This is a genomic window from Streptomyces sp. UNOC14_S4, assembly GCF_020740835.1.
Classification (GTDB): Bacteria; Actinomycetota; Actinomycetes; order Streptomycetales; family Streptomycetaceae; genus Streptomyces.
Map to the genome: position 1 here is coordinate 1 of NZ_JAINFC010000083.1, position 19,951 is coordinate 19,951.

A 19,951-nucleotide genomic window follows, 5' to 3' on the forward strand; every position below is an offset into this window, starting at 1 on the left:
CTCCCCTTCGACCGCACGGGCGAGGAGGAACTGCGCTTCGTGGGGTTCGGGCACCTGCTCGTGGGCCATGGCCACCATGGTCACGGCCACGGGCAGTACGGCGGGTACGGGTACGGCCACGCCAGCCACGCGGGGCAGGCCGCGTACCACGGGCAGTCGGGGTACACGGCTGCCTGGGATGCGTATTACGGGCGGCAGCGCGGGGTTGCCGCCGCGTTGCCGCCCGCTCCGCGGGATGGGCGCTTGCGCGGCTACTGAGCCGCTGCCGCGCCTGTTGGGGTGCCCTCTGAGGTCTGCGCGCGACTACGGGCCGGTGGGGGCTGGTCGCGCCCACGCGGCGGAGCCGCACAATGTCACAGCCCCGCGCCCCTTAAAAGCGCTACTTCTTCGGGTTGCGGCCGCGCTTCTCGCGGACTCGGACCGAGATGTGGATCGGGGTGCCCGCGAAGCCGAACTCCTCGCGCAGACGGCGCTCGATGAAGCGGCGGTAGCCCGCCTCCAGGAAGCCGGAGGCGAAGAGCACGAAGCGCGGCGGCTTGGTGCCCGCCTGCGTGCCGAAGAGGATGCGCGGCTGCTTGCCACCCCGGATCGGGTGCGGGTGGGCCGCGACCAACTCGCCGAGGAAGGCGTTGAGCCGGCCGGTCGGGATGCGCGTCTCCCAGCCCGCGAGGGCCGTCTCGATCGCCGGGACGAGCTTCTCCATGTGGCGGCCGGTACGGGCCGAGACGTTGACCCGGGGCGCCCAGGCGACCTGGCCCAGCTCCGTCTCGATCTCGCGCTCCAGGTAGTAGCGGCGCTCCTCGTCGAGGGTGTCCCACTTGTTGAAGGCCATGACCACGGCACGGCCGGCCTCGACCGCCATGGTGACGATGCGCTGGTCCTGGATGCTGATGCTCTCGCTGCAGTCGATGAGGATGACGGCGACCTCGGCCTTCTCGACCGCGGCCGCGGTGCGCAGCGAGGCGTAGTAGTCCGCGCCCTCCTGGAGGTGGACGCGCTTGCGGATGCCCGCGGTGTCCACGAACTTCCAGGTCCTGCCGCCGAGCTCGATCATCTCGTCGACCGGGTCGCGGGTGGTGCCCGCGAGCTCGTTGACGACGACCCGCTCCTCGCCCGCGACCTGGTTCAGCAGGGAGGACTTGCCGACGTTGGGGCGGCCGATGAGCGCGATGCGGCGCGGGCCGCCGATCCCGCCGCCGAAGGTCTGGGCGGGGGCCTCGGGCAGCGCCTTGAGCACCTCGTCGAGCAGGTCGCCGGTGCCGCGGCCGTGCAGGGCGGAGACGGGGTGCGGCTCGCCGAGGCCCAGCGACCACAGGTAGGCCGCGTCGGCCTCGCCGGACTGGCCGTCGACCTTGTTGGCGCAGAGCACCACGGGCTTTCCGGCCCGGCGCAGCAGCTTGACGACGGCCTCGTCGGTGTCGGTGGCGCCGACGGTGGCGTCCACGACGAAGACGACCGCGTCGGCGGCGTCGATGGCGAACTCCGCCTGCGCGGCGACGGAGGCGTCGATGCCCAGGACGTCCTGCTCCCAGCCGCCGGTGTCGACGACCTTGAAGCGGCGGCCCGCCCACTCGGCCTCGTAGGTGACGCGGTCGCGGGTGACGCCCGGCCGGTCCTCGACGACGGCCTCGCGGCGGCCGATGATGCGGTTCACCAGGGTCGACTTGCCGACGTTGGGGCGGCCGACGACGGCGAGCACGGGCAGCGGGCCGTGGCCCTCCTCCGCCAGCGCGCCCTCGACCTCCTCGACGTCGAAGCCCTCCTGCGCGGCGAGCTCCATGAACTCCGTGTACTCGGCGTCGCCAAGCTCACCGTGCTCGTCGCCGGAGTGGATCTGGTCGTTCATGAAGTTTCGTTCCTCGCGTCTTCGGTGCGGCTTGCCGCCGCGTGGTCGTCGGCGGACCCTTACGGTCCGCTACTCAAGTCTCGTTCAGCGGCCGGTCAGCCGCTTGGCGTCCGCCAGGTGCGCGGCGAGCCGCTCCTGGATGCGGACGGTGGCCTCGTCCAGCGCCTTGCGGGTGCGCCTGCCACTGCCGTCGCCCGCGGTGAAGGCGTCACCGAAGACGACGTCGATCCGGCCGCGCAGCGGCGGCAGGGCCGGGACCAGCCTGCTGCTGCGCTCGGCGCTGCCGAGCACCGCCACCGGCACGATGGGCGCCCCCGACCGTACGGCGAAGTAGGCCAGGCCCGCGCGCAGCGACGCGAAGTCGCCCTCGCCCCGGGTGCCCTCGGGGAAGATCCCCAGGACGCCGCCGTGGTCCAGGACCTCCAGGGCCGCTCCGATCGCGGTGCGGTCGGCCGTGCTGCGGTCCACCTTCAGCTGCCCGATACCGCGCAGGAAGGGGTCGAGCGGGCCGACGAACGCCTCCTTCTTGATCAGGAAGTGCACCGGCCGGGGCGCGGTCCCCATCAGCATCGGGCCGTCGATGTTATGGGAGTGGTTGACCGCCAGGATGACGGGGCCCGTCGCGGGCACCCGCCACGCGCCCAGCACCCGGGGCCGCCACAGCCCGTACATGAGGCCGATGCCTATCCGCCGGCCCGTGGCGGCGCCGGAAGCCGAGGGGGCCGAGGGGCCCGAGGGGGCGGTCACGCCGACCGCTTCTCCTCGACGAGGGTGACCACGCACTCGACGACCTGGTCCAGGGTCAGCTCGGTGGTGTCCACCTCGACCGCGTCGCCCGCCTTGGCCAGCGGCGAGGTCTTGCGGCCCGCGTCGGCCGCGTCCCGCTTGATCAGGGCGGCCTGCGTGCCGGCCAGGTCCGTGGCGTCCTTGCCCTTGAGCTCCCCGCTGCGGCGCGCGGCGCGGGCCTCCGGGGACGCGGTCAGGAAGATCTTGAGGTCGGCGTCGGGCAGCACGGTGGTGCCGATGTCCCGGCCCTCGACCACGATGCCGTCCGGCGCCCCGGCGGCGATGGCCCGCTGGAGCTCGGTGAGCCGGGTGCGCACCTCGGGGACGGCGCTGACGGCGCTGACCGCCGCGGTGACCTCCTGGGTGCGGATGGGGCCCGCGGCGTCGGCGCCGTCGACCGTGATCGTCGGCGCGGACGGGTCGGTGCCGGAGACGATCTCCGGCTTGCCCGCGGCCTCGGCGACGGCGACGGCGTCGTTCACGTCGATACCGTTGGTCAGCATCCACCAGGTGATCGCGCGGTACTGGGCGCCCGTGTCCAGGTAGCGCAGCCCGAGCTTGGCGGCCACGGCCTTGGAGGTGCTGGACTTGCCCGTGCCGGAGGGACCGTCGATGCCGACGACGACTGCCGGGGCGCTCCGGGCGGTTTCGGCATGGCCGACGTTGTTCACGGTGTCGGACACCTTTCGTCTCGTCTCTGGTCGTCTCTGAACCGGGTCCGCTCTCGGGATTTCCCGGGCACGGGGCCTGTTCCCTCGGCCGGGCGGGCCCCCGCGGGGCCCGCTACGGCTTCAGACAAGGTTACTGGCTCACCGGTGCGCCTCTCGCCGGGCCTACTGCCGCAGCGCCCAGCCACGCTCCTTCAGCTCCGCGGCCAGGGCGGAGGCGGCGCGCGGCTCGACCATGAGCTGGATCAGACCCGCCTGCTGGCCGGTGGCGTGCTCGATACGGACGTCCTCGATGTTGACGCCCGCGCGGCCCGCGTCGGCGAAGATCCGGGCGAGCTCGCCCGGCTGGTCGCCGATGAGGACGGTGACGGTCTCGTAGGCGGCGGGGGCCGCGCCGTGCTTGCCCGGCACCCTGCTGCGGCCCGCGTTGCCGCGGCGCAGGATGTCCTCGATGCCCGCGGCGCCGTCCTCGCGCTCCTCCTTGTCGCCCGCCTGGAGGGCGCGCAGGGCCCGTACGGTCTCGTCGAGGTCGGCGGCCACCGCGGAGAGGATGTCGGCGACGGGTCCGGGGTTCGCGGAGAGGATGTCGAGCCACATCCGGGGGTCGGAGGCGGCGATGCGGGTGACGTCGCGGATGCCCTGGCCGCACAGGCGCACGGCGGTCTCGTCGGCGTCCTGGAGCCGGGCCGCGACCATGCTGGAGACGAGCTGCGGGGTGTGCGAGACGAGGGCGACGGCCCGGTCGTGCGCGTCGGCGTCCATGACGACGGGGACGGCGCGGCACAGGGCGACGAGTTCGAGCGCGAGGTTGAGCACCTCGGTGTCGGTCTCGCGGGTGGGCGTGAGCACCCACGGGCGGCCCTCGAAGAGGTCGGCGGTCCCGGCCAGCGGGCCGGAGCGCTCGCGGCCCGCCATGGGGTGCGTGCCGATGTAGCCGGTGAGGTCGCAGTCGAGGGCCTCCAGCTCGCGGCGGGGCCCGCCCTTGACGCTGGCCACGTCGAGGTAGCCGCGGGCACGCCCGGCCCGGATCGCCTCCGCGAGGGTGGTCGCGACGTGCGCGGGCGGCACGGCGACGACGACGAGGTCGACGCGGCCCTCGGGCTCCTCGTCCGTGCCCGCGCCGAGCGCGGCGGCCGTCCGGGCCCGGTCCGGGTCGTGGTCGGCGAGGTGAACCTGGACGCCGCGGCTCTGGAGCGCGAGCGCGGCCGAGGTGCCGATCAGTCCGGTGCCGATGACTAGGGCGGTTCTCACGGGTGGGTCCTGTCGTTTTTTGGCTGCGGGGCGTTCAGCCTATTGGCTCGGGGCGGACGGCCGTCCGGCGGCTGCGGGTTTGTGTGTGGCTGGGCGCGCCCACGCGGCGGAGCCGCACATGCGCCCACGCGGCGGAGCCGCACATGTACGCGCCCCGCGCCCCTTACGGGGCGCCGTACCGCACCCCATTCGGATTCATCCGGTACAACCACCTACATGATCTACCACGTGGTGCCCCTGGACGACTGGCTGGCCGTGCCCGACCGGCCGTACTCCCCCGCCTCCCTCTCCGACGACGGGTTCGTGCACTGCTCGCCCGACGAGGAGACGACGCTCGCGGTGGCCTCCGCCTTCTACCGCGACACCCCCGGCCCGCTGATGGTCCTGCTGATCGACGAGCACAAGCTGGACGTGATGGTGCGCTGGGAGGCCGCCGACCCCGCGCCGCCGCCCGGGGTCGCCCCCGGCACCCTCTTCCCGCACGTGTTCGGGCGGATCAACCGCGAGGCGGTGGAGGGGATGATGGAGATCCAGCGCGACGAGGAGGGCCGGGCCACGGGCCTCGCCGTCTGGTCCTGAAAACGGGATGGGGTGCCGACCGAGTCGGCACCCCATCCGTTTCCCGCGAGGTCCTACAGCTCGACCTCGCGCATGAGCATGCCGACCTCGGTGTTCGTCAGGCGGCGCAGCCAGCCCGACTTCTGGTCGCCCAGGGCGATGGGCCCGAAGGACGTACGGACCAGCTTCTCGACCGGGAAGCCCGCCTCGGCGAGCATGCGGCGGACGATGTGCTTGCGGCCCTCGTGCAGCGTGACCTCGACCAGGTAGTTCTTGCCGGTCTGCTGGACGACCCGGAAGTTGTCGGCGCGGGCGTAGCCGTCCTCCAGCTGGATGCCGCTCTTGAGCTGCTTGCCGATGTCGCGCGGCAGCGGGCCCGTGATCGCGGCCAGGTACGTCTTCTGGACGCCGTACTTGGGGTGGGTGAGGCGGTGGGCCAGCTCGCCGTGGTTGGTGAGCAGGATGATGCCCTCGGTCTCGGTGTCGAGACGGCCGACGTGGAAGAGGCGGGTCTCGCGGTTGGTGACGTAGTCGCCGAGGCACTGGCGGCCGTCGGGGTCCTCCATGGTGGAGACGACACCGGCGGGCTTGTTCAGCGCGAAGAACAGGTACGACTGGGTCGCCACGGTCAGGCCGTCGACCTTGATCTCGTCCTTCTCCGGGTCGACCCGGAGGCCCTGCTCGGTGACGATCCGGCCGTTGACCTCGACGCGGGCCTGCTCGACGAGCTCCTCGCAGGCGCGCCGCGAGCCCATGCCCGCGCGGGCCAGCACCTTCTGCAGGCGCTCGCCCTCCTGCTCGGCGCCGGGGAAGGTCTTGGGCAGCTTGACCTGCGGCTTGCTGTGCCGCTCGCGGTTGCGCTCCTCGATCTTGGCGTCGAGCTCGCGCGGGCGGGCCGGGACGTAGCCGTGGCCGCGGGCGGGCCCGCTGCTGCGGCCGCCCGCACCGGCCGTGGAGCTCTTGCGGGGGCCGCCCTTGGCGCCGCCGCGCGCCGAGGCGCCGCGGCCGCTGGTGGCACCGCCGCGGGTGCGCTCGGCGTCGGGGCCCACGTCGTAGCGGCGCTCCTCCGGGCGCGGACGGCGCGGACGGTCCTGCCACCGCTCGTCGCGGCGGTCGTCGCGGCGGTCGTCACGACGCTCGTCACGGCGGTCGTCGCGCCGGTCACCGGGGCGTCCGCCGTCGTAGCGCCCGCCCTCCGAGCGACCGCCGCCCGAGCGCCCGCCACCGGAGCGCGGGCCGTCGAAGCGGCCACCGCCGGAGCGGCCGCCCTCGGGGCGTCCACCGCCCGGGCGTCCGCCGCCCGAACGCGGGCCGTCGAAGCGGCCGCCCTCGGAACGACCGCCGCCCGAGCGCCCGCCACCGGACGCCGGACGGGGAGACCCTCCTCGCCCGCCCCGGTCGTCCCGGTTGCCGCTTCCGCTGTTCCTGCCGCTGCTTCGCATCAAAGTTCCGTCTTGTCGTCCGCTTCGGTGTCCGGTGCGTCCGGATCGAACGACGGCACGCCTTCCTGGGTGTCGCCCTCGATCGCGTCCGCCTCGGGGAGGAAGGGCGCGAGCTCCGGGAGCTCGTCCAGACCCCGCAGGCCCATTCGCTCCAGAAAATAGTTCGTCGTCCTGTACAGGATCGCACCTGTTTCGGGTTCCGTCCCCGCCTCCTCCACCAGACCGCGCTGGAGGAGGGTCCGCATGACGCCGTCGCAGTTCACCCCGCGGACGGCGGAGACCCGCGAACGGCTGACCGGCTGACGGTACGCGACGACGGCCAGGGTCTCCAGCGCGGCCTGGGTGAGCCGGGACTGGCGGCCGTCCAGGACGAAGCCCTCGACCGCGTCGGCGTACGCGGCGCGGCTGGCGAAGCGCCATCCCCCGGCCACGTTGCGCAGCTCGAAGCCGCGCTCCTGCGCGGTGTACTCGGCGGCCAGCTCGTGGAGCGCGTCGGTCACCTCGCGGCGGCTCCGCTCCAGGATGCGGGCGAGGTGGTCCTCGGCCACCGGCTCGTCGACGACCATGAGGACGGCCTCCAGCGCGGGCTTGAGGGCGAGCCCCGCCACGTCCCGCCGCCCGGCGGGCGGTGCCGCCTCCTCGGTGGCACCCCCGCTTGCGCCGGCTGTCCCGTCCGTCACTCTGCCACCTCTCCGGCCTCTTCGGCCTCGTCCGTCGTCTCACGGTCGAATTCGTCGGTCACCACCGGGGTGCCGTCGTCGGCGCCGGTCCAGCGGACGGTCAGGGCGCCCAGGGCCTCGTCCTGGTCGAGGGCGACGGCACGCTCGCGATAGAGCTCCAGCAGCGCGAGGAAGCGGGCCACGACGGTCAGGGTGTCGGGGGCGTCCTCGATCAGCTGGGCGAAGGCCGCCTCCCGGGTCGCCCGCAGCCTGCTCACCACGACCGCCGCCTGCTCCTGCACGCTGACCAGCGGCGCGTGGATGTGCTCGACGTAGACCTGCGGTTCGGGGCGGGGCCGCATCGCCTTGACGGCGAGCTCGGCGAGCCCCTGCGGGCCGATGCCGAGGACGACCTCGGGCAGCAGCTCGGCGTGGTGCGGTTCCAGGCCCACCGTGCGGGGGTGGCGGTGCTCCTCGACGGCCAGCCGCTCGCCGAAGATCTCGGCGATCCTCTTGTACGCGCGGTACTGGAGCAGCCGGGCGAAGAGCAGGTCCCTGGCCTCCAGCAGCGCGAGGTCGGCCTCGTCCTCGACCTCGGCGGCGGGCAGCAGCCGGGCCGTCTTGAGGTCGAGCAGGGTCGCGGCCACCACCAGGAACTCGGTGGTCTGGTCGAGGTCCCAGTCCGGGCCCATGGCACGGATGTGCGCCATGAACTCGTCGGTGACCTTGGACAGGGCCACTTCGGTGACGTCCAGCTTGTGCCGGGAGATCAGCTGGAGCAGAAGGTCGAAGGGGCCTTCGAAGTTGTCCAGGTGGAGGGTGAACCGGCCGTCGCCACCGCGCTGCTGCTCTTCGGCGGCCTCGGCGGCCTCGGCCGGTGGCGTACCGCCGGGGCCATGGCCCAGCTGCCTGCGGCGGACCTGCGGGGCGGGGACGGCGGGTGTCGGGGCGGGCATCAGGTCGGGTGTCCAGGGTCGCGTGGCGGTACGGGAGCCGCCCCACGGGCCGCCGGGCGTCCGCACGGGCCTGTGGGGCTGCTGGGGGCCGCCGTGGGGGCGGTCCTGCCCTTTTCCCGGGCAGGTTATCGGCGAAGCGCTCAGCGGCCGCGCAGGCGGCGTACGAGGATGCTCGCGTCGCCGCGCTGCTCGAGGTCGGCGAGGACGACCGCCACGGCCTCCCGGACGATCCGGCCGCGGTCGACGGCCAGCCCGTGCTCGCCGCGCAGCACCAGCCGGGCGTGTTCGAGGTCCATGAGCTCCTCGGCGGAGACATAGACGGTGATCTTCTCGTCGTGCCGCTCGCGGCCGCTGGGGCGGCGGCCCTGCGACCGGCCGCGGCGGCGGCCCTGGGCGGGGGCGGCGGGATCGCGGCCCACGACGCGCTCCTGTGGCGCGGACGCCGCGGCGGCGGAGCGCCGCTCGCCCGCGGCCTCCCGGCCGTCCGCGGTGCGGGCGGGCGGCTCTGACCGGCCGTCACCACCGCCGCCCTCCGAGGACTCGGGCTCGGCGGCCGGGCCGGGCACCCGCGGGGCCGCGTCCGCGGCCGACTGTCTGCGGGGTGAGGAGGAGGTGAGCCCGGTCCCTCCGGTGGTGCGGAACAGCTCGTCGGCGCCGGGCAGACTCACTCGGCGTGACACCGGGCGAGCACCTCCCTGGCGAGCTGACGGTAGGCGGCGGCACCGACGGAGTTGGAGGCGTACGTGGTGATGGGCTCGCCCGCGACCGTGGTCTCGGGGAAGCGGACCGTACGGCCGATCACCGTGTGGTAGACGTGGTCGTCGAAGGCCTCGACCACGCGTGCCAGGACCTCGCGGCTGTGCACGGTCCGCGAGTCGTACATGGTGGCGAGGATGCCGTCGAGCTCCAGCTCCGGGTTGAGGCGCTCCTGGACCTTCTCGATCGTCTCGGTGAGCAGGGCCACGCCGCGCAGCGCGAAGAACTCGCACTCCAGCGGAACGATCACCTTGTGAGCCGCCGTCAGGGCGTTGACGGTCAACAGGCCGAGCGAGGGCTGACAGTCGATCACGATGTAGTCGTAGTCGGGCAGCAGCGGCTTCAGGGCGCGCTGGAGCGTCGACTCGCGGGCCACCTCGCTGACGAGCTGGACCTCGGCGGCTGACAAATCGATATTGCTCGGCAGCAGGTCCATATTGGGCACGGCCGTCTTCAGCAGCACCTCGTCGGCCGACATGCCCCGCTCCATGAGCAGGTTGTAGACCGTCAGGTCGAGCTCCATCGGGTTGACGCCGAGGCCGACCGAGAGCGCGCCCTGCGGGTCGAAGTCGACGAGCAGCACCCGGCGTCCGTACTCCGCGAGCGCGGCGCCCAGGTTGATGGTCGAGGTGGTCTTGCCGACCCCGCCCTTCTGGTTGCACATCGCGATGATCTTCGCGGGGCCGTGGTCGGTCAGCGGACCGGGGATGGGGAAGTACGGCAAGGGACGCCCGGTGGGCCCGATGCGCTCGCGGCGCTGCCGGGCAGCGTCGGGCGCGAGGGTGGCCGCGTACTCGGGGTCGGGCTCGTACTCCGCGTCAGGGTCGTAGAAGTGCCCCTCGGGCACGTCCTCGTAGTCGGCGAAACCGGCGGAATCCGCTCCGCCGCGGCCGCCGGCCATGTCGTTCACGTGTTGGCCGTCCATGCTCTGGTGGGCTGTCGGTGTGCTCTGGATGTTCTGGTGTGTCGCGAAGGTGTGGACAGCGACCGAGCCGACAGCTTCGAGTCCCCTGGGACTCTGGCCCTGCGCAGACATTCCTGGGTGACCACCCCCGGGAGCAAATGTCGACTCATTCACAAGTCGTCCTACCTCCTTGGTGACCAGGAAACATCTAGATAGGTCAGCGTTGCACCATGCCGACGGTTGGCGACTCTATGGCGTGTCGGCGGTCCGCAGCAACACAATCCGCCGGAGACGGCACGATGTGTCGGCAATCGAACACCCATCTGTCAAGGGTGTGCGACCCGGAACCCTGAGGTTTCCCGGGTCCTCGAATCGGCCGGGAAACCGGGCGGAAACGGACCGGCCGGGCCTTGCTCGGCAAGGCCCGGCCGGGGGCACACTCGTGGCGTGTCGTGTTGACGGAACCCGTCGGAACTCAGCCGAGGAGGTCGCTCAGTTCGATGTGCGGCAGGTCGTGCGCCTCGGCGACGGGGCCGTAGACGACCTGTCCCTCATGGGTGTTGAGGCCCTTGGCGAGCGCGGCGTCGCGGCGCAGCGCATCCTTCCAGCCACGGTTGGCCAGTTCCACGATGTAGGGCAGCGTGGCGTTGGTCAGCGCGTAGGTGGAGGTGTTCGGCACCGCGCCCGGCATGTTGGCGACGCAGTAGAAGACCGAGTCGTGGACCTGGAAGGTCGGCTCCGCGTGGGTGGTCGGCTTCGAGTCCTCGAAGCAGCCGCCCTGGTCGATCGCAATGTCGACAAGTACACTTCCGGGCTTCATCTTGGCGACGAGCTCGTTGGTGACCAGCTTCGGGGCCTTGGCGCCCGGGATGAGGACGGCGCCGATGACGAGGTCGGCCTCGACGACGGCCTTCTCCAGCTCGAAGGCGTTGGAGACGATCGTCTGCACCTTGGTGCCGAAGATCTTGTCGGCCTCGCGGAGCTTGTTGATGTCCTTGTCGAGCAGGGTGACGTGGAAGCCCATGCCGACGGCGATCTGCGCGGCGTTCCAGCCGGAGACGCCGCCGCCGATGACGACGGCCTTGCCCGCGGCGACGCCCGGGACGCCGCCCGGCAGCACGCCGCGGCCGCCGGCCGCGCGCATCAGGTGGTAGGCGCCGACCTGCGGGGCCAGGCGGCCCGCGACCTCGGACATCGGGGCGAGCAGCGGCAGGGCGCGGTTGGCGGTCTCGACCGTCTCGTACGCGATCGCGGTGGTGCCGGACTCCAGCAGCGCGTCGGTGCACTCGCGGGAGGCGGCCAGGTGCAGGTACGTGAAGAGGGTCTGGCCCTTGCGGAGGCGGTGGTACTCCTCGGCGATCGGCTCCTTGACCTTCAGCAGGAGGTCGGCGGTCTCCCAGACCTCGTCGGCGGTCTCCAGGATCGTGGCGCCCGCGGCCGTGTACTCGGCGTCCGTGATGGAGGAGCCGACACCGGCGCCCTGCTCCACGTAGACCTGGTGGCCGTTGCGCACGAGCTCATGCACGCCGGCGGGCGTGATGGCCACGCGGAACTCGTTGTTCTTGACCTCGCGGGGGATGCCGACCTTCACGTCGATCACGGTCCTTGAATCAGAGAATGACAGGCTAATCCGGATATGCCGGGGCACACCAGAGCAGACCGCGGCGATCGCGGCCAGACCAGTCTAATGAAGGATCCCGCCCTGTCTAGCCTTGCAAAGGGCCAACTTTTCGGCGATCGACTACCGATTTCGTAGGTAACCCTCGGTTACCGAGGGCTCGCGCCGAGCAGCCGGAGTGGCGGGCGTACCGGTTGATCCGGCCGATATCGCCTCACCTTCGGAGCCGGGGACGGCCGCGGTGCCACTCGCCAGGAGGCAGCCCGCCTCCTGGCGCTGCGCATGCGCGGCGGCCGGTTCGCCCAGGTGCTCCAGGGCGTCCGCCAGCCGCAGCCGTACGGCCGCCTCCAGCCGGGCGTCACCCGCCCGGCGGGCGGCCTCGACCGCCTCCTGGCAGCTGCGCAGCGCGTCCTGCGGCCGCCCCACGTGCTCCTGCGCCCGGGCGATCTCGCCCAGGGCGCGCGCCTGGCCCGCCATGTCGCGCAACCTGCGGTACGCGGCGGCCGCCGCCCGCCAGTCGCGCAGCGCCTCGGTCCACTCCCCCGCGTAGGCGTGGACGGCGCCGAGCCGCCCGTACACCCGCGCCTCGTCGGCGAGTTCACCCCGCGTCAGCCGCAGCTCCAGGGCCCGCCGGTACCAGTCGGCGGCGCGCTCCCAGTCGCCCAGCTCGTGGTGCGCGGCGGCGATGGACTCCAGCGAACGGCTGGTGGCGTAGGGGTCGGCCGCCTCCCGCGCGGCGTCCAGCGCCTCCCGGTAGCGGGACAGGGCCTCGCGGGTGCGGCCCGCGCGGGCGTCCAGGTCACCGAGGTTCAGCAGCGCCGCGGCCTTCTCCAGCGGCATCACGCGGCGCCGGGCCACGTCCAGCACGAGCTGGTGCAGGCCGTAGAGCTCGGGGCCCGCCTCCTCCGCGCCCAGATGGGCCGTCAGGGCCCGGGTCAGCGCGGAGACCAGGCGCCGCGCGAGGGTGTCGAGCCGACCGTCCTCCACCGCCAGACGGGCGGCGGCGAGCAGCGCGGGCAGCCGTCCGCGCAGCCACTCCTCGGCGGCCCGCGCCGACGGGAAGCGCAGCGGGCGCGGCAGTTCGGCCAGGCGCTTGCGGGTGAGCGGGTCGTCCGTCCTGGTGCTCGCCCGGCACGAGTGCAGCTGACGCACCGTCCGCTCCAGCATCCGGGCACGCGCCAGCTCGGCCTCGGCGGGCCGCTCCCGCTCCGCCAGCAGCGCGACCAGCCGGGGCACCAGGCAGCCCGGCACCCAGTACAGCGGGGGCAGGTCGCCGGCCGGGGCCTCCGGCCGCAGCATGCCGCGGGCGGCGAAGTCCTCCAGCGCGGTCTGGGCCGCGGCCACCGAGCAGCCCGCGAGCGCGGAGGCGGTGTGCGCGTCGACGGCGCCCGCGGGTGCCAGCGCCAGCAGGCGCAGTATGCGGGCGGCGTTCTGCGGCAGCGTCCCGTGGGCGAGCTGGAAGGCGCGCGCCACGGTCCGGCCCGCGCTCTCGCAGTCCTCGGGGGGCGTCACCTCGCGCAGCCGGTTGGCGGCGTCGACGACGGACAGCTTGGGGTCGGCCGCGAGCCAGCCGCCGATCAGGACGAGCGCGGCGGGCTGGCCGCCGCACTCCTCCACGACGGCGCTCGCGGCCATCGGGTCGCAGGTGATCCGGGTGGGCCCGGCGTACCGTTCCAGCAACTCGACCCCGGCGGCCGTGTCGAGACCCCCCAGGGTGCAGGGCCGTACGTCGGGCACGCCCGTCAGCGGGCCCCGCGAGACGGCCACGACCAGGCAGTCCGACGCGTCGGGCAGCAGTGGGTCCACCTGCTCGGCGCTCATGGCGTCGTCGAGGAGGAGCAGGGCCTTCCGGCCGTTGAGCGCGGTGCGCAGGGCCGAGGTGAGCTCGTCCTCCCCGGCCCCGGCCGGTACGGGCGCGCCGACGGCCGTGAGCAGGGCGCGGGCGGTGCGCTCGGTAGGGACGGGCTGCCCGTCGGCACCGGTGAGCCGTGCGCGGAGGACTCCGTCGGGGTACTCGGCGACGAGGCGCCGGGCGAGCTCCTCGGCGAGCGCGGTACGGCCGGAGCCGGGACGCCCGGCGATGAGCAGCACCCTGCTGCGGGGGGACTTGCGGCCGGCGAGGGTGTCGAGGCCGGTGCGGTCGATGTCGGCCCGCAGCTCTTCCAGCTCGCGGCGGCGCCCGACGAACACTCCGGTCTGCATGTCCCGAGCCTAGTTCACGACCTGCCGGTGCCCTCTTCATCGGGGGCGCCCCCGATGAAGATCACCTATTCGGATTGTCCGGGGACACCCACCGGGGCTCCGCCCCGGACCCCGCGGTGGTCGGTTGCGGCCGGTGGTCCGGTTGTGCCCACCCGTTCCGCCCCTAGCGGAACGCATGCCCACAACCGGCAAGGTGACGGAATAGCGCACCCCCTCAGGGGCGCGGGGAACTGCGCGACCAGCCAGCAACGGGCCGCAGACGCGCACCGGGCAGCAAGAGGCACCCCGGAAGGCGCAGCGCAGCACCCCGCGGGAAGCGACGCGGCTACGCCTCGAACGGCCGCGCCGGCCACGCCGCATCCGCAGGGCGGAGGGACGCAAGTCCCTCCTCACCGGAGGCCAGCGCAGCGGAAAGCGCCAGCACCCCCACCACCAGACAGTTGTTGTGCAGCTCCCCCGCCAGGGCCCCCCGCACCAGCTCACCCAGCGGCACCCGCGCGAACTCCATGTCCGCCTCCTCCTCGGAGACCTCGAAGCGCTCGCCCTCCGCCGCCGAGAGCCCCCGGGCCAGGAAGATCCGGATCGCCTCGTCGCAGCCGCCCGGCGTGGTGTAGATGTCCGTGAGCACCCGCCAGTCCTCCGCCTTGACGTGCGCCTCCTCGAAGAGCTCGCGCTGGGCGGCACGCAGCGGGTGCTCGCCAGGGACGTCGAGGAGCCCGGCGGGGATCTCCCAGAGCTTCTGGCGCACGGGGTGGCGGTACTGCTTGAGGACGAGCACCCGGCCCTGCTCGTCGAGGGCGACGACGGCGACCGACCCCGGGTGCACCTGGTAGTCACGCGTGGCCGTGGAGCCGTCGGGCATGACGACCTCGTCCGTGCGCACGCTGGTCTTGTTGCCGACGAAGGGGGTCGCGGTCGCCGTGACCCGCCATTCCTCGGGGGTGTCCATGATGCCCATTGCTGCCGTCCTCCGACCGAGCTCCAACAAAACAAAAAAAACCGGGGCGGGGGCCTCCCGGAAGGAGGCCCTCACCCCGGCAACGTTACAGATCAGCCCTGCTTGCGCTGCACGGCCGCCTTGACCAGCCCGGCGAAGAGCGGGTGCGGACGGGTCGGACGGGAGCGCAGCTCCGGGTGCGCCTGGGTGGCGACCAGGTAGGGGTGCACCTCACGCGGGTACTCGACGTACTCGACGAGCTTGTTGTCCGGGGAGGTGCCGGAGAAGACGATGCCCGCCTTCTTCTCCAGCTCCGCGCGGTAGGAGTTGTTGACCTCGTAGCGGTGGCGGTGGCGCTCCTCGACGTACTCCTTGCCGTCGTAGACCTCGCGCGCGATGGAGCCCTCGGCGAGCTTGGCCGGGTACATGCCCAGGCGCATCGTTCCGCCCATGTCGCCCTCACCGGCGACGATGTCCATCTGCTCGGCCATGGTGGAGATCACCGGGTGCGCGGTGGCCGGGTCGAACTCGGTGGAGTTGGCGCCCTCGATGCCCGCGAGGTTGCGCGCGGCCTCGATGACCACGCACTGCAGGCCCAGGCACAGGCCCAGCAGCGGGATCCTGTTCTCGCGGGCGTAGGTGATCGCGCCGACCTTGCCGTTCACACCGCGGTCGCCGAAGCCGCCCGGGATGCAGATCGCGTCGACGTCGCCGAGCTGCGCCTGGGCGCCGGCCGGGGTCTTGCACTCGTCGGAGGCGACCCACTTGACCTTGACCTTGGCACGGTTGGCGAAACCGCCCGCGCGGATGGCCTCGGTGACCGACAGGTAGGCGTCGGGCAGGTCGATGTACTTGCCGACGAGGGCGACGGTGACCTCGTGGTCCGGGTTGTGGACGCGGTCCAGCAGGTCCTCCCACTGGGTCCAGTTCACGTCGCGGAAGGGCAGGTCCAGCTTGCGGACGACGTAGGCGTCCAGGCCCTCGGCGTGCAGCACCTTCGGGATGTCGTAGATCGACGGGGCGTCGATGGCGGCGACCACGGCGGCCTCGTCGACGTCGCACATCAGCGAGATCTTGCGCTTGATGGCGGTGGGCACCTCGCGGTCGGCGCGCAGCACGATCGCGTCGGGCTGGATGCCGATGTTGCGCAGCGCGGCGACGGAGTGCTGGGTCGGCTTGGTCTTCAGCTCGCCGGAGGGGCCGATGTAGGGCAGCAGCGAGATGTGCACGACGAAGACGTTGTCGCGGCCGACCTCGTGGCGCACCTGGCGGACGGTCTCCAGGAACGGCAGCGACTCGATGTCGCCGACGGTGCCGCCGACCTCGGTGATCACGACGTCGACGTCCTCGGTCGCCATGCGCCGGATGCGGTGCTTGATCTCGTTGGTGATGTGCGGGATGACCTGCACGGTGTCGCCCAGGTACTCACCGCGGCGCTCCTTGGCGATCACCGTGGAGTACACCTGGCCGGTGGTGACGTTGGCGGAACCGTCGAGGTCCACGTCGAGGAAGCGCTCGTAGTGGCCGATGTCCAGGTCGGTCTCGGCGCCGTCGTTGGTGACGAAGACCTCGCCGTGCTGGAACGGGTTCATCGTGCCCGGGTCGACGTTCAGGTACGGGTCGAGCTTCTGCATCGTGACCCGCAGCCCCCGCGCCTTGAGCAGCGCGCCCAGGCTGGAGGCGGTCAGGCCCTTGCCGAGCGAGGAGGCGACACCCCCCGTGACGAAGAGGTGCTTGGTCGTCGTGGGCTTTGCGGCAATGGCCAAAGGGGGGCTCCCGTGGTCGCTTGGTGAGGTGCGTACCGGCGATCACCCGGTCGTTTCCGGGGTGCCGTCGCTGCGGTTGGGGGGTCTTGCGCCCACCGGTCCACGGGGTACCAGGGTATCAGCGCCCCGGCGGGAACGCGTCCGCAGACGCGTTACCCCCGGTTCGCCGGGGTGGGCCGGGGCCGTCCGCGGTGTCCCGGCGGGCCCTGCCGGGCCCTCTCCCGGCCCGTGTCCGCCCGTCCGTCCCGGGCGTTGTTCCAGGCCACCCATTCGGCTCAGATTCGTCCGCCAACCGTCGCGCGTCGCACCAACTCCGCGTCGTATCCTGCACGGACACACGCAGCGAGCCGACCGGCACGGCACCATCCCCGCCATCCTCCGGCACGAGAGCTCGTCTAGATCGCTTAGATCGCTTGACCGCATGGGACCCCTCGGGGTCAGTGGCCGTTCGACTGGAGATGACGTGGCCGGGCGTATCGAGGATTACGCACTGATCGGTGACATGCAGACCGCCGCCCTGGTCTGCCGGGACGGCACGGTGGACTGGCTGTGCCTGCCCCGTTTCGACTCGCATGCCGCGTTCGCCGGTCTGCTGGGCACGGAGGAGCACGGCTTCTGGCGCATCGGCCCCGCGCACCCGTCGGGTGCCGCGCCGCCGCGCTCCGACCGCCGCCGCTACCGGGGGGACTCCCTGGTGCTCGAATCCGAGTGGGACACCCCGCGCGGCACCGTGCGGGTGATCGACTTCATGCCGCCGCGCGACGGCGCCCCCCAGCTGATCCGGATCGTGGAGGGCGTCAGCGGCCGGGTGCCGATGCGCTCGGCGCTGCGGATGCGCTTCTCCTACGGGCGGGTCGTGCCCTGGGTGCACAAGGTCGGCGACCGCACGGTGGCCGTGGCCGGGCCCGACTCGGTGTGGCTGGACACCACGGCCGAGACCTTCGGCAAGGACCTGACGACCTACTCCGACTTCACCGTCGCGCCGGGCGAGCGCGTCGCGCTGACCATCAGCTGGCAGCCCTCGCACCACGAGGCCCCCGCCCTGCCCGACCCGGAGGGCTCGCTCACGGCCACGGAGGAGTTCTGGCGGGAGTGGGTCGAGCACTGTACGTACCACGGGCCCTACCGGGACGCCGTCGTCCGCTCGCTGATCACGCTCAAGGCGCTCACCTACGCGCCCACCGGCGGTATCGTCGCCGCCCCCACCACCTCGCTGCCCGAGGACATCGGCGGCTCCCGGAACTGGGACTACCGCTTCACCTGGCTGCGCGACGCGGCCATCACCCTCTCCTCGCTGCTGCGCACCGGCTACCGCGAGGAGGCCCGCGCCTGGCGCGAGTGGCTGCTGCGCGCCGTGGCCGGTGACCCCGAGAACCTCCAGATCATGTACGGGATCGCCGGTGAGCGGGAGCTCGGCGAGGCCGAGCTGTCCTGGCTGCCGGGCTACGAGAACTCCCGGCCGGTGCGGATCGGCAACGGCGCGGCGGGCCAGCTCCAGCTCGACGTCTACGGCGAGGTCACCGAGGCCCTGCACCTGGCCCATATGACGGGCCTGGCCCGCAACGACTACGCCTCGCTGCTCCAGCTCCGCCTGATCGGCTACCTGGAGGACCACTGGAACGAGCCGGACGAGGGCATCTGGGAGGTGCGCGGCCCGCGCCGCCACTTCGTGCACTCCAAGGTCATGGCCTGGGTGGCGGTGGACCGCACCATCAAGCTCATCGAGTCCGGCGACGTGGACGGCCCGCTGGAGCGGTGGCGCGAGCTGCGCGACGACATCCACCGGGACGTGTGCGAGAAGGGCTACGACAAGGAGCGCAACACCTTCACCCAGTCCTACGGGTCGAAGGAGCTGGACGCCTCCCTGCTGCTCATCCCGCAGATGGGCTTCCTGCCGCCCGACGACAAGCGGGTCATCGGCACCATCGAGGCGATCCAGCGGGAGCTGTCCACGCCGGACGGCTTCGTGCTGCGCTATCCGACCACCGGTGACGAGGCGGGGGTCGACGGTCTGGAAGGCGACGAGGGGGCCTTCCTGGCCTGCTCGTTCTGGCTCGCCGACGACCTGGCCATGATCGGCCGGGTCGACGAGGCACGGCAGCTGTTCGAAAAGCTGCTGGCGCTCCGCAACGACCTGGGGCTCCTCGCGGAGGAGTGGGACCCCCGCCTCCAGCGGCAGGTGGGCAACTTCCCGCAGGCGTTCAGCCACGTGCCCCTGATCGACACGGCGCTGCGGCTCACCGCGTCGAGCGCCTTCGGAGGCTGAAGTACAGCGCGGCGGCGCTGACGGGGAGGACCAGCACGGCTGCGGCGGCGTTGAGGCCGCCGTAGCCCGCGGCGGCGACGAGCCCGCCGGAGAGCGCCCCGCCCGCCGCGCCCACGAGGTTCATCAGGGTGTCGGAGAGCCCCTGGACCTCCGCCCGGTGCTCGGCGGCGACGGACTCGCTGAGCAGGGTGGACCCGGCGACGGTGGCACAGGACCAGCCGATGCCGAGGAGCAGCAGCCCGGCCGTGATCGCCCACTGGCCGCTGTGCAGGGCGCCCGCGGTGCCCGCGAGCAGCGTCGCCGCCACGTAGACCACCTGCCCCAGCAGGATCACCGGCACCCGGCCGATGCGGTCGGTCAGCCGTCCCACCAGCGGTGACAGGCCGTACATCCCGGCGATGTGCAGGCTGACCGTGAGGCCCACGACGCTCAACGAGGCGCCGTGGTGCGAGAGGTGAATGGGCGTCATCGTCATCACGGACACCATCACGGCGTGCCCGAGGACCAGCGCCGTCAGCCCGGTCAGCGCCGAGGGTGACGTCGACACATGACGCAGGGCTCCGCTCATTCGGGTACGGAATCGGGCCCGTTCCGGAGCCTCCCCCACGCCCTCCCCCACGCTCCCGTCGGCGGCCTCCCCGGCGGCGGTCAGGAGCGGGTCGGGGCGCAGCCGGGTGTGGACGACGGCCGCGCCGGCGGCGAAAGCCACGAGCGAGAAGACGAAGGTGCCCGCCGCCTCGGGCACTCCCAGCCCATGGGCGAGCGCGGAGCCGGGACCGCTGAGGTTGGGCCCGAGGACGCTGCCCACGGTCGTGGACCACACGACGAGCGACAGCGCCCGCGCGCGGGCGCCGGGCGCGGCGAGGTCGGTGGCGGCGTAGCGGGACTGGAGGTTGGCGGCGGTGCCCGCGCCGATGAGCAGCATGCCGAACAGCACGAGCGGCGCCAGCCGGGCACCGGCGGCCAGGAGTACGGTCAGGGCACCCACCGCGGCGACCAGCCAGCCGGTACGCAGCCCGGCACGGCGGCCGCGGGCCCGCGAGAGCGTGGCCAGGGGCACGGACACCAGGGCGGCGCCCAGGGTGATGAGGGTGGTGCCGAGCCCGGCGACGGCCTCGGAACCGGTGAGGCGCTCGATGAGAATGCCGCCGGAGGAGATCGTCGCGCCCATGCCGATGCCCGCGGCGACCTGTGCCGCCATCAGGACGCGGACGGTGTTGCGCTGCACGGCGACGGGGTCGTACGCACCGGGTGCGCCGGATATGCGATGTGACGCGGACTGGGGGCTCTCGGGCGCTGCGGTCATGCGGCACAGGGTAGGGGCGGGTCCCGGCGG

At 72.8% G+C, this 19,951-nt stretch carries 16 protein-coding genes and 1 pseudogene; 3 read left to right on the forward strand and 14 right to left on the reverse strand.

Annotation, left to right across the window (positions count from 1 at the left end; all coding sequences use genetic code 11):
- A pseudogene (locus tag K6I34_RS10625) lies at window positions 1-258 on the forward strand (hypothetical protein); the annotation flags it as partial.
- A 121-nt stretch (window positions 259-379) separates the two neighbouring features.
- Here the strand turns inward: K6I34_RS10625 and der are convergent.
- The 4 genes from der to K6I34_RS10645 form a co-directional block, all read right to left on the reverse strand.
- A complete protein-coding gene (der, locus tag K6I34_RS10630; protein ID WP_229324611.1) occupies window positions 380-1,846 on the reverse strand; it encodes a ribosome biogenesis GTPase Der in 1,467 nt (488 codons plus the stop codon).
- 84 nt (window positions 1,847-1,930) lie between these two features.
- Window positions 1,931-2,629 carry a lysophospholipid acyltransferase family protein gene (locus K6I34_RS10635; protein ID WP_374230879.1) on the reverse strand — a complete coding sequence of 233 codons (699 nt, stop codon included), beginning with the start codon at window positions 2,627-2,629 and terminating at the stop codon, window positions 1,931-1,933.
- Window positions 2,590-3,315 carry a (d)CMP kinase gene (gene cmk, locus K6I34_RS10640; RefSeq protein WP_229324613.1) on the reverse strand — a complete coding sequence of 242 codons (726 nt, stop codon included), beginning with the start codon at window positions 3,313-3,315 and terminating at the stop codon, window positions 2,590-2,592. Before cmk ends, K6I34_RS10635 begins: the two co-directional genes overlap by 40 nt.
- Window positions 3,316-3,465: 150 nt before the next feature.
- The gene (locus K6I34_RS10645; protein ID WP_229324616.1) at window positions 3,466-4,551 is read right to left on the reverse strand and encodes a prephenate dehydrogenase; all 1,086 of its coding nucleotides are present in this window, start codon (window positions 4,549-4,551) and stop codon (window positions 3,466-3,468) included.
- A 216-nt stretch (window positions 4,552-4,767) separates the two neighbouring features.
- On the opposite strand from K6I34_RS10645, the gene K6I34_RS10650 reads away from it, so the two are divergent.
- Entirely contained in the window at window positions 4,768-5,130 is a 363-nt protein-coding gene (locus K6I34_RS10650; RefSeq protein WP_229324618.1) for a DUF952 domain-containing protein, read from the forward strand.
- A gap of 53 nt (window positions 5,131-5,183) precedes the next feature.
- On the opposite strand, the gene K6I34_RS10655 is transcribed toward K6I34_RS10650, so the two are convergent.
- From K6I34_RS10655 to K6I34_RS10695, 9 genes are all read right to left on the reverse strand, one after another.
- The gene (locus tag K6I34_RS10655) at window positions 5,184-6,551 is read right to left on the reverse strand and encodes a pseudouridine synthase (RefSeq protein WP_229324620.1); all 1,368 of its coding nucleotides are present in this window, start codon (window positions 6,549-6,551) and stop codon (window positions 5,184-5,186) included.
- Entirely contained in the window at window positions 6,551-7,231 is a 681-nt protein-coding gene (gene scpB, locus K6I34_RS10660; RefSeq protein ID WP_374230880.1) for an SMC-Scp complex subunit ScpB, read from the reverse strand. Before scpB ends, K6I34_RS10655 begins: the two co-directional genes overlap by 1 nt.
- Complete coding sequence (locus K6I34_RS10665) at window positions 7,228-8,166, reverse strand: segregation/condensation protein A (protein ID WP_308293989.1); 939 nt, start codon at window positions 8,164-8,166, stop codon at window positions 7,228-7,230. The genes scpB and K6I34_RS10665 overlap by 4 nt, the downstream gene beginning before the upstream one ends.
- A gap of 140 nt (window positions 8,167-8,306) precedes the next feature.
- Window positions 8,307-8,846 (reverse strand): hypothetical protein, encoded by a 540-nt coding sequence (locus K6I34_RS10670; protein ID WP_229324622.1) that lies wholly within the window; start codon window positions 8,844-8,846, stop codon window positions 8,307-8,309.
- Complete coding sequence (locus K6I34_RS10675; RefSeq protein ID WP_121800418.1) at window positions 8,831-9,958, reverse strand: ParA family protein; 1,128 nt, start codon at window positions 9,956-9,958, stop codon at window positions 8,831-8,833. Before K6I34_RS10675 ends, K6I34_RS10670 begins: the two co-directional genes overlap by 16 nt.
- A 343-nt stretch (window positions 9,959-10,301) precedes the next feature.
- Entirely contained in the window at window positions 10,302-11,417 is a 1,116-nt protein-coding gene (gene ald / locus K6I34_RS10680; protein ID WP_229324639.1) for an alanine dehydrogenase, read from the reverse strand.
- Window positions 11,418-11,567: 150 nt separating this feature from the next.
- Entirely contained in the window at window positions 11,568-13,646 is a 2,079-nt protein-coding gene (locus tag K6I34_RS10685) for a tetratricopeptide repeat protein (RefSeq protein ID WP_229324624.1), read from the reverse strand.
- 325 nt (window positions 13,647-13,971) lie between these two features.
- Window positions 13,972-14,604: an NUDIX hydrolase gene (locus tag K6I34_RS10690; protein ID WP_229324626.1), complete on the reverse strand. Its 633-nt coding sequence runs from the start codon at window positions 14,602-14,604 to the stop codon at window positions 13,972-13,974.
- Window positions 14,605-14,696: 92 nt separating this feature from the next.
- Window positions 14,697-16,349: a CTP synthase gene (locus K6I34_RS10695; RefSeq protein WP_238488607.1), complete on the reverse strand. Its 1,653-nt coding sequence runs from the start codon at window positions 16,347-16,349 to the stop codon at window positions 14,697-14,699.
- 463 nt (window positions 16,350-16,812) lie between these two features.
- Between K6I34_RS10695 and K6I34_RS10700 the strand changes: the two genes are divergently transcribed.
- On the forward strand, window positions 16,813-18,615 hold the full coding sequence (locus K6I34_RS10700) for a glycoside hydrolase family 15 protein (protein WP_229324628.1): 1,803 nt from the start codon (window positions 16,813-16,815) through the stop codon (window positions 18,613-18,615).
- Here the strand turns inward: K6I34_RS10700 and K6I34_RS10705 are convergent.
- Window positions 18,587-19,921 carry an MFS transporter gene (locus K6I34_RS10705; protein ID WP_229324630.1) on the reverse strand — a complete coding sequence of 445 codons (1,335 nt, stop codon included), beginning with the start codon at window positions 19,919-19,921 and terminating at the stop codon, window positions 18,587-18,589. The two genes, K6I34_RS10700 and K6I34_RS10705, sit on opposite strands and share 29 nt — an antisense overlap.
- Window positions 19,922-19,951: the final 30 nt, after the last annotated feature.

What these genes read in the sequence shown, in the direction of transcription:
- K6I34_RS10650 (WP_229324618.1), top strand. Translation starts at nt 4,768, where the DNA reads ATGATCTACCACGTGGTGCCCCTGGACGACTGGCTGGCCGTGCCCGAC.
- der (WP_229324611.1), bottom strand. Translation starts at nt 1,846, where the DNA reads ATGAACGACCAGATCCACTCCGGCGACGAGCACGGTGAGCTTGGCGAC.
- K6I34_RS10675 (WP_121800418.1), bottom strand. Translation starts at nt 9,958, where the DNA reads ATGTCTGCGCAGGGCCAGAGTCCCAGGGGACTCGAAGCTGTCGGCTCG.
- K6I34_RS10655 (WP_229324620.1), bottom strand. Translation starts at nt 6,551, where the DNA reads ATGCGAAGCAGCGGCAGGAACAGCGGAAGCGGCAACCGGGACGACCGG.
- K6I34_RS10665 (WP_308293989.1), bottom strand. Translation starts at nt 8,166, where the DNA reads ATGCCCGCCCCGACACCCGCCGTCCCCGCCCCGCAGGTCCGCCGCAGG.
- K6I34_RS10705 (WP_229324630.1), bottom strand. Translation starts at nt 19,921, where the DNA reads ATGACCGCAGCGCCCGAGAGCCCCCAGTCCGCGTCACATCGCATATCC.
- K6I34_RS10685 (WP_229324624.1), bottom strand. Translation starts at nt 13,646, where the DNA reads ATGCAGACCGGAGTGTTCGTCGGGCGCCGCCGCGAGCTGGAAGAGCTG.
- K6I34_RS10690 (WP_229324626.1), bottom strand. Translation starts at nt 14,604, where the DNA reads ATGGGCATCATGGACACCCCCGAGGAATGGCGGGTCACGGCGACCGCG.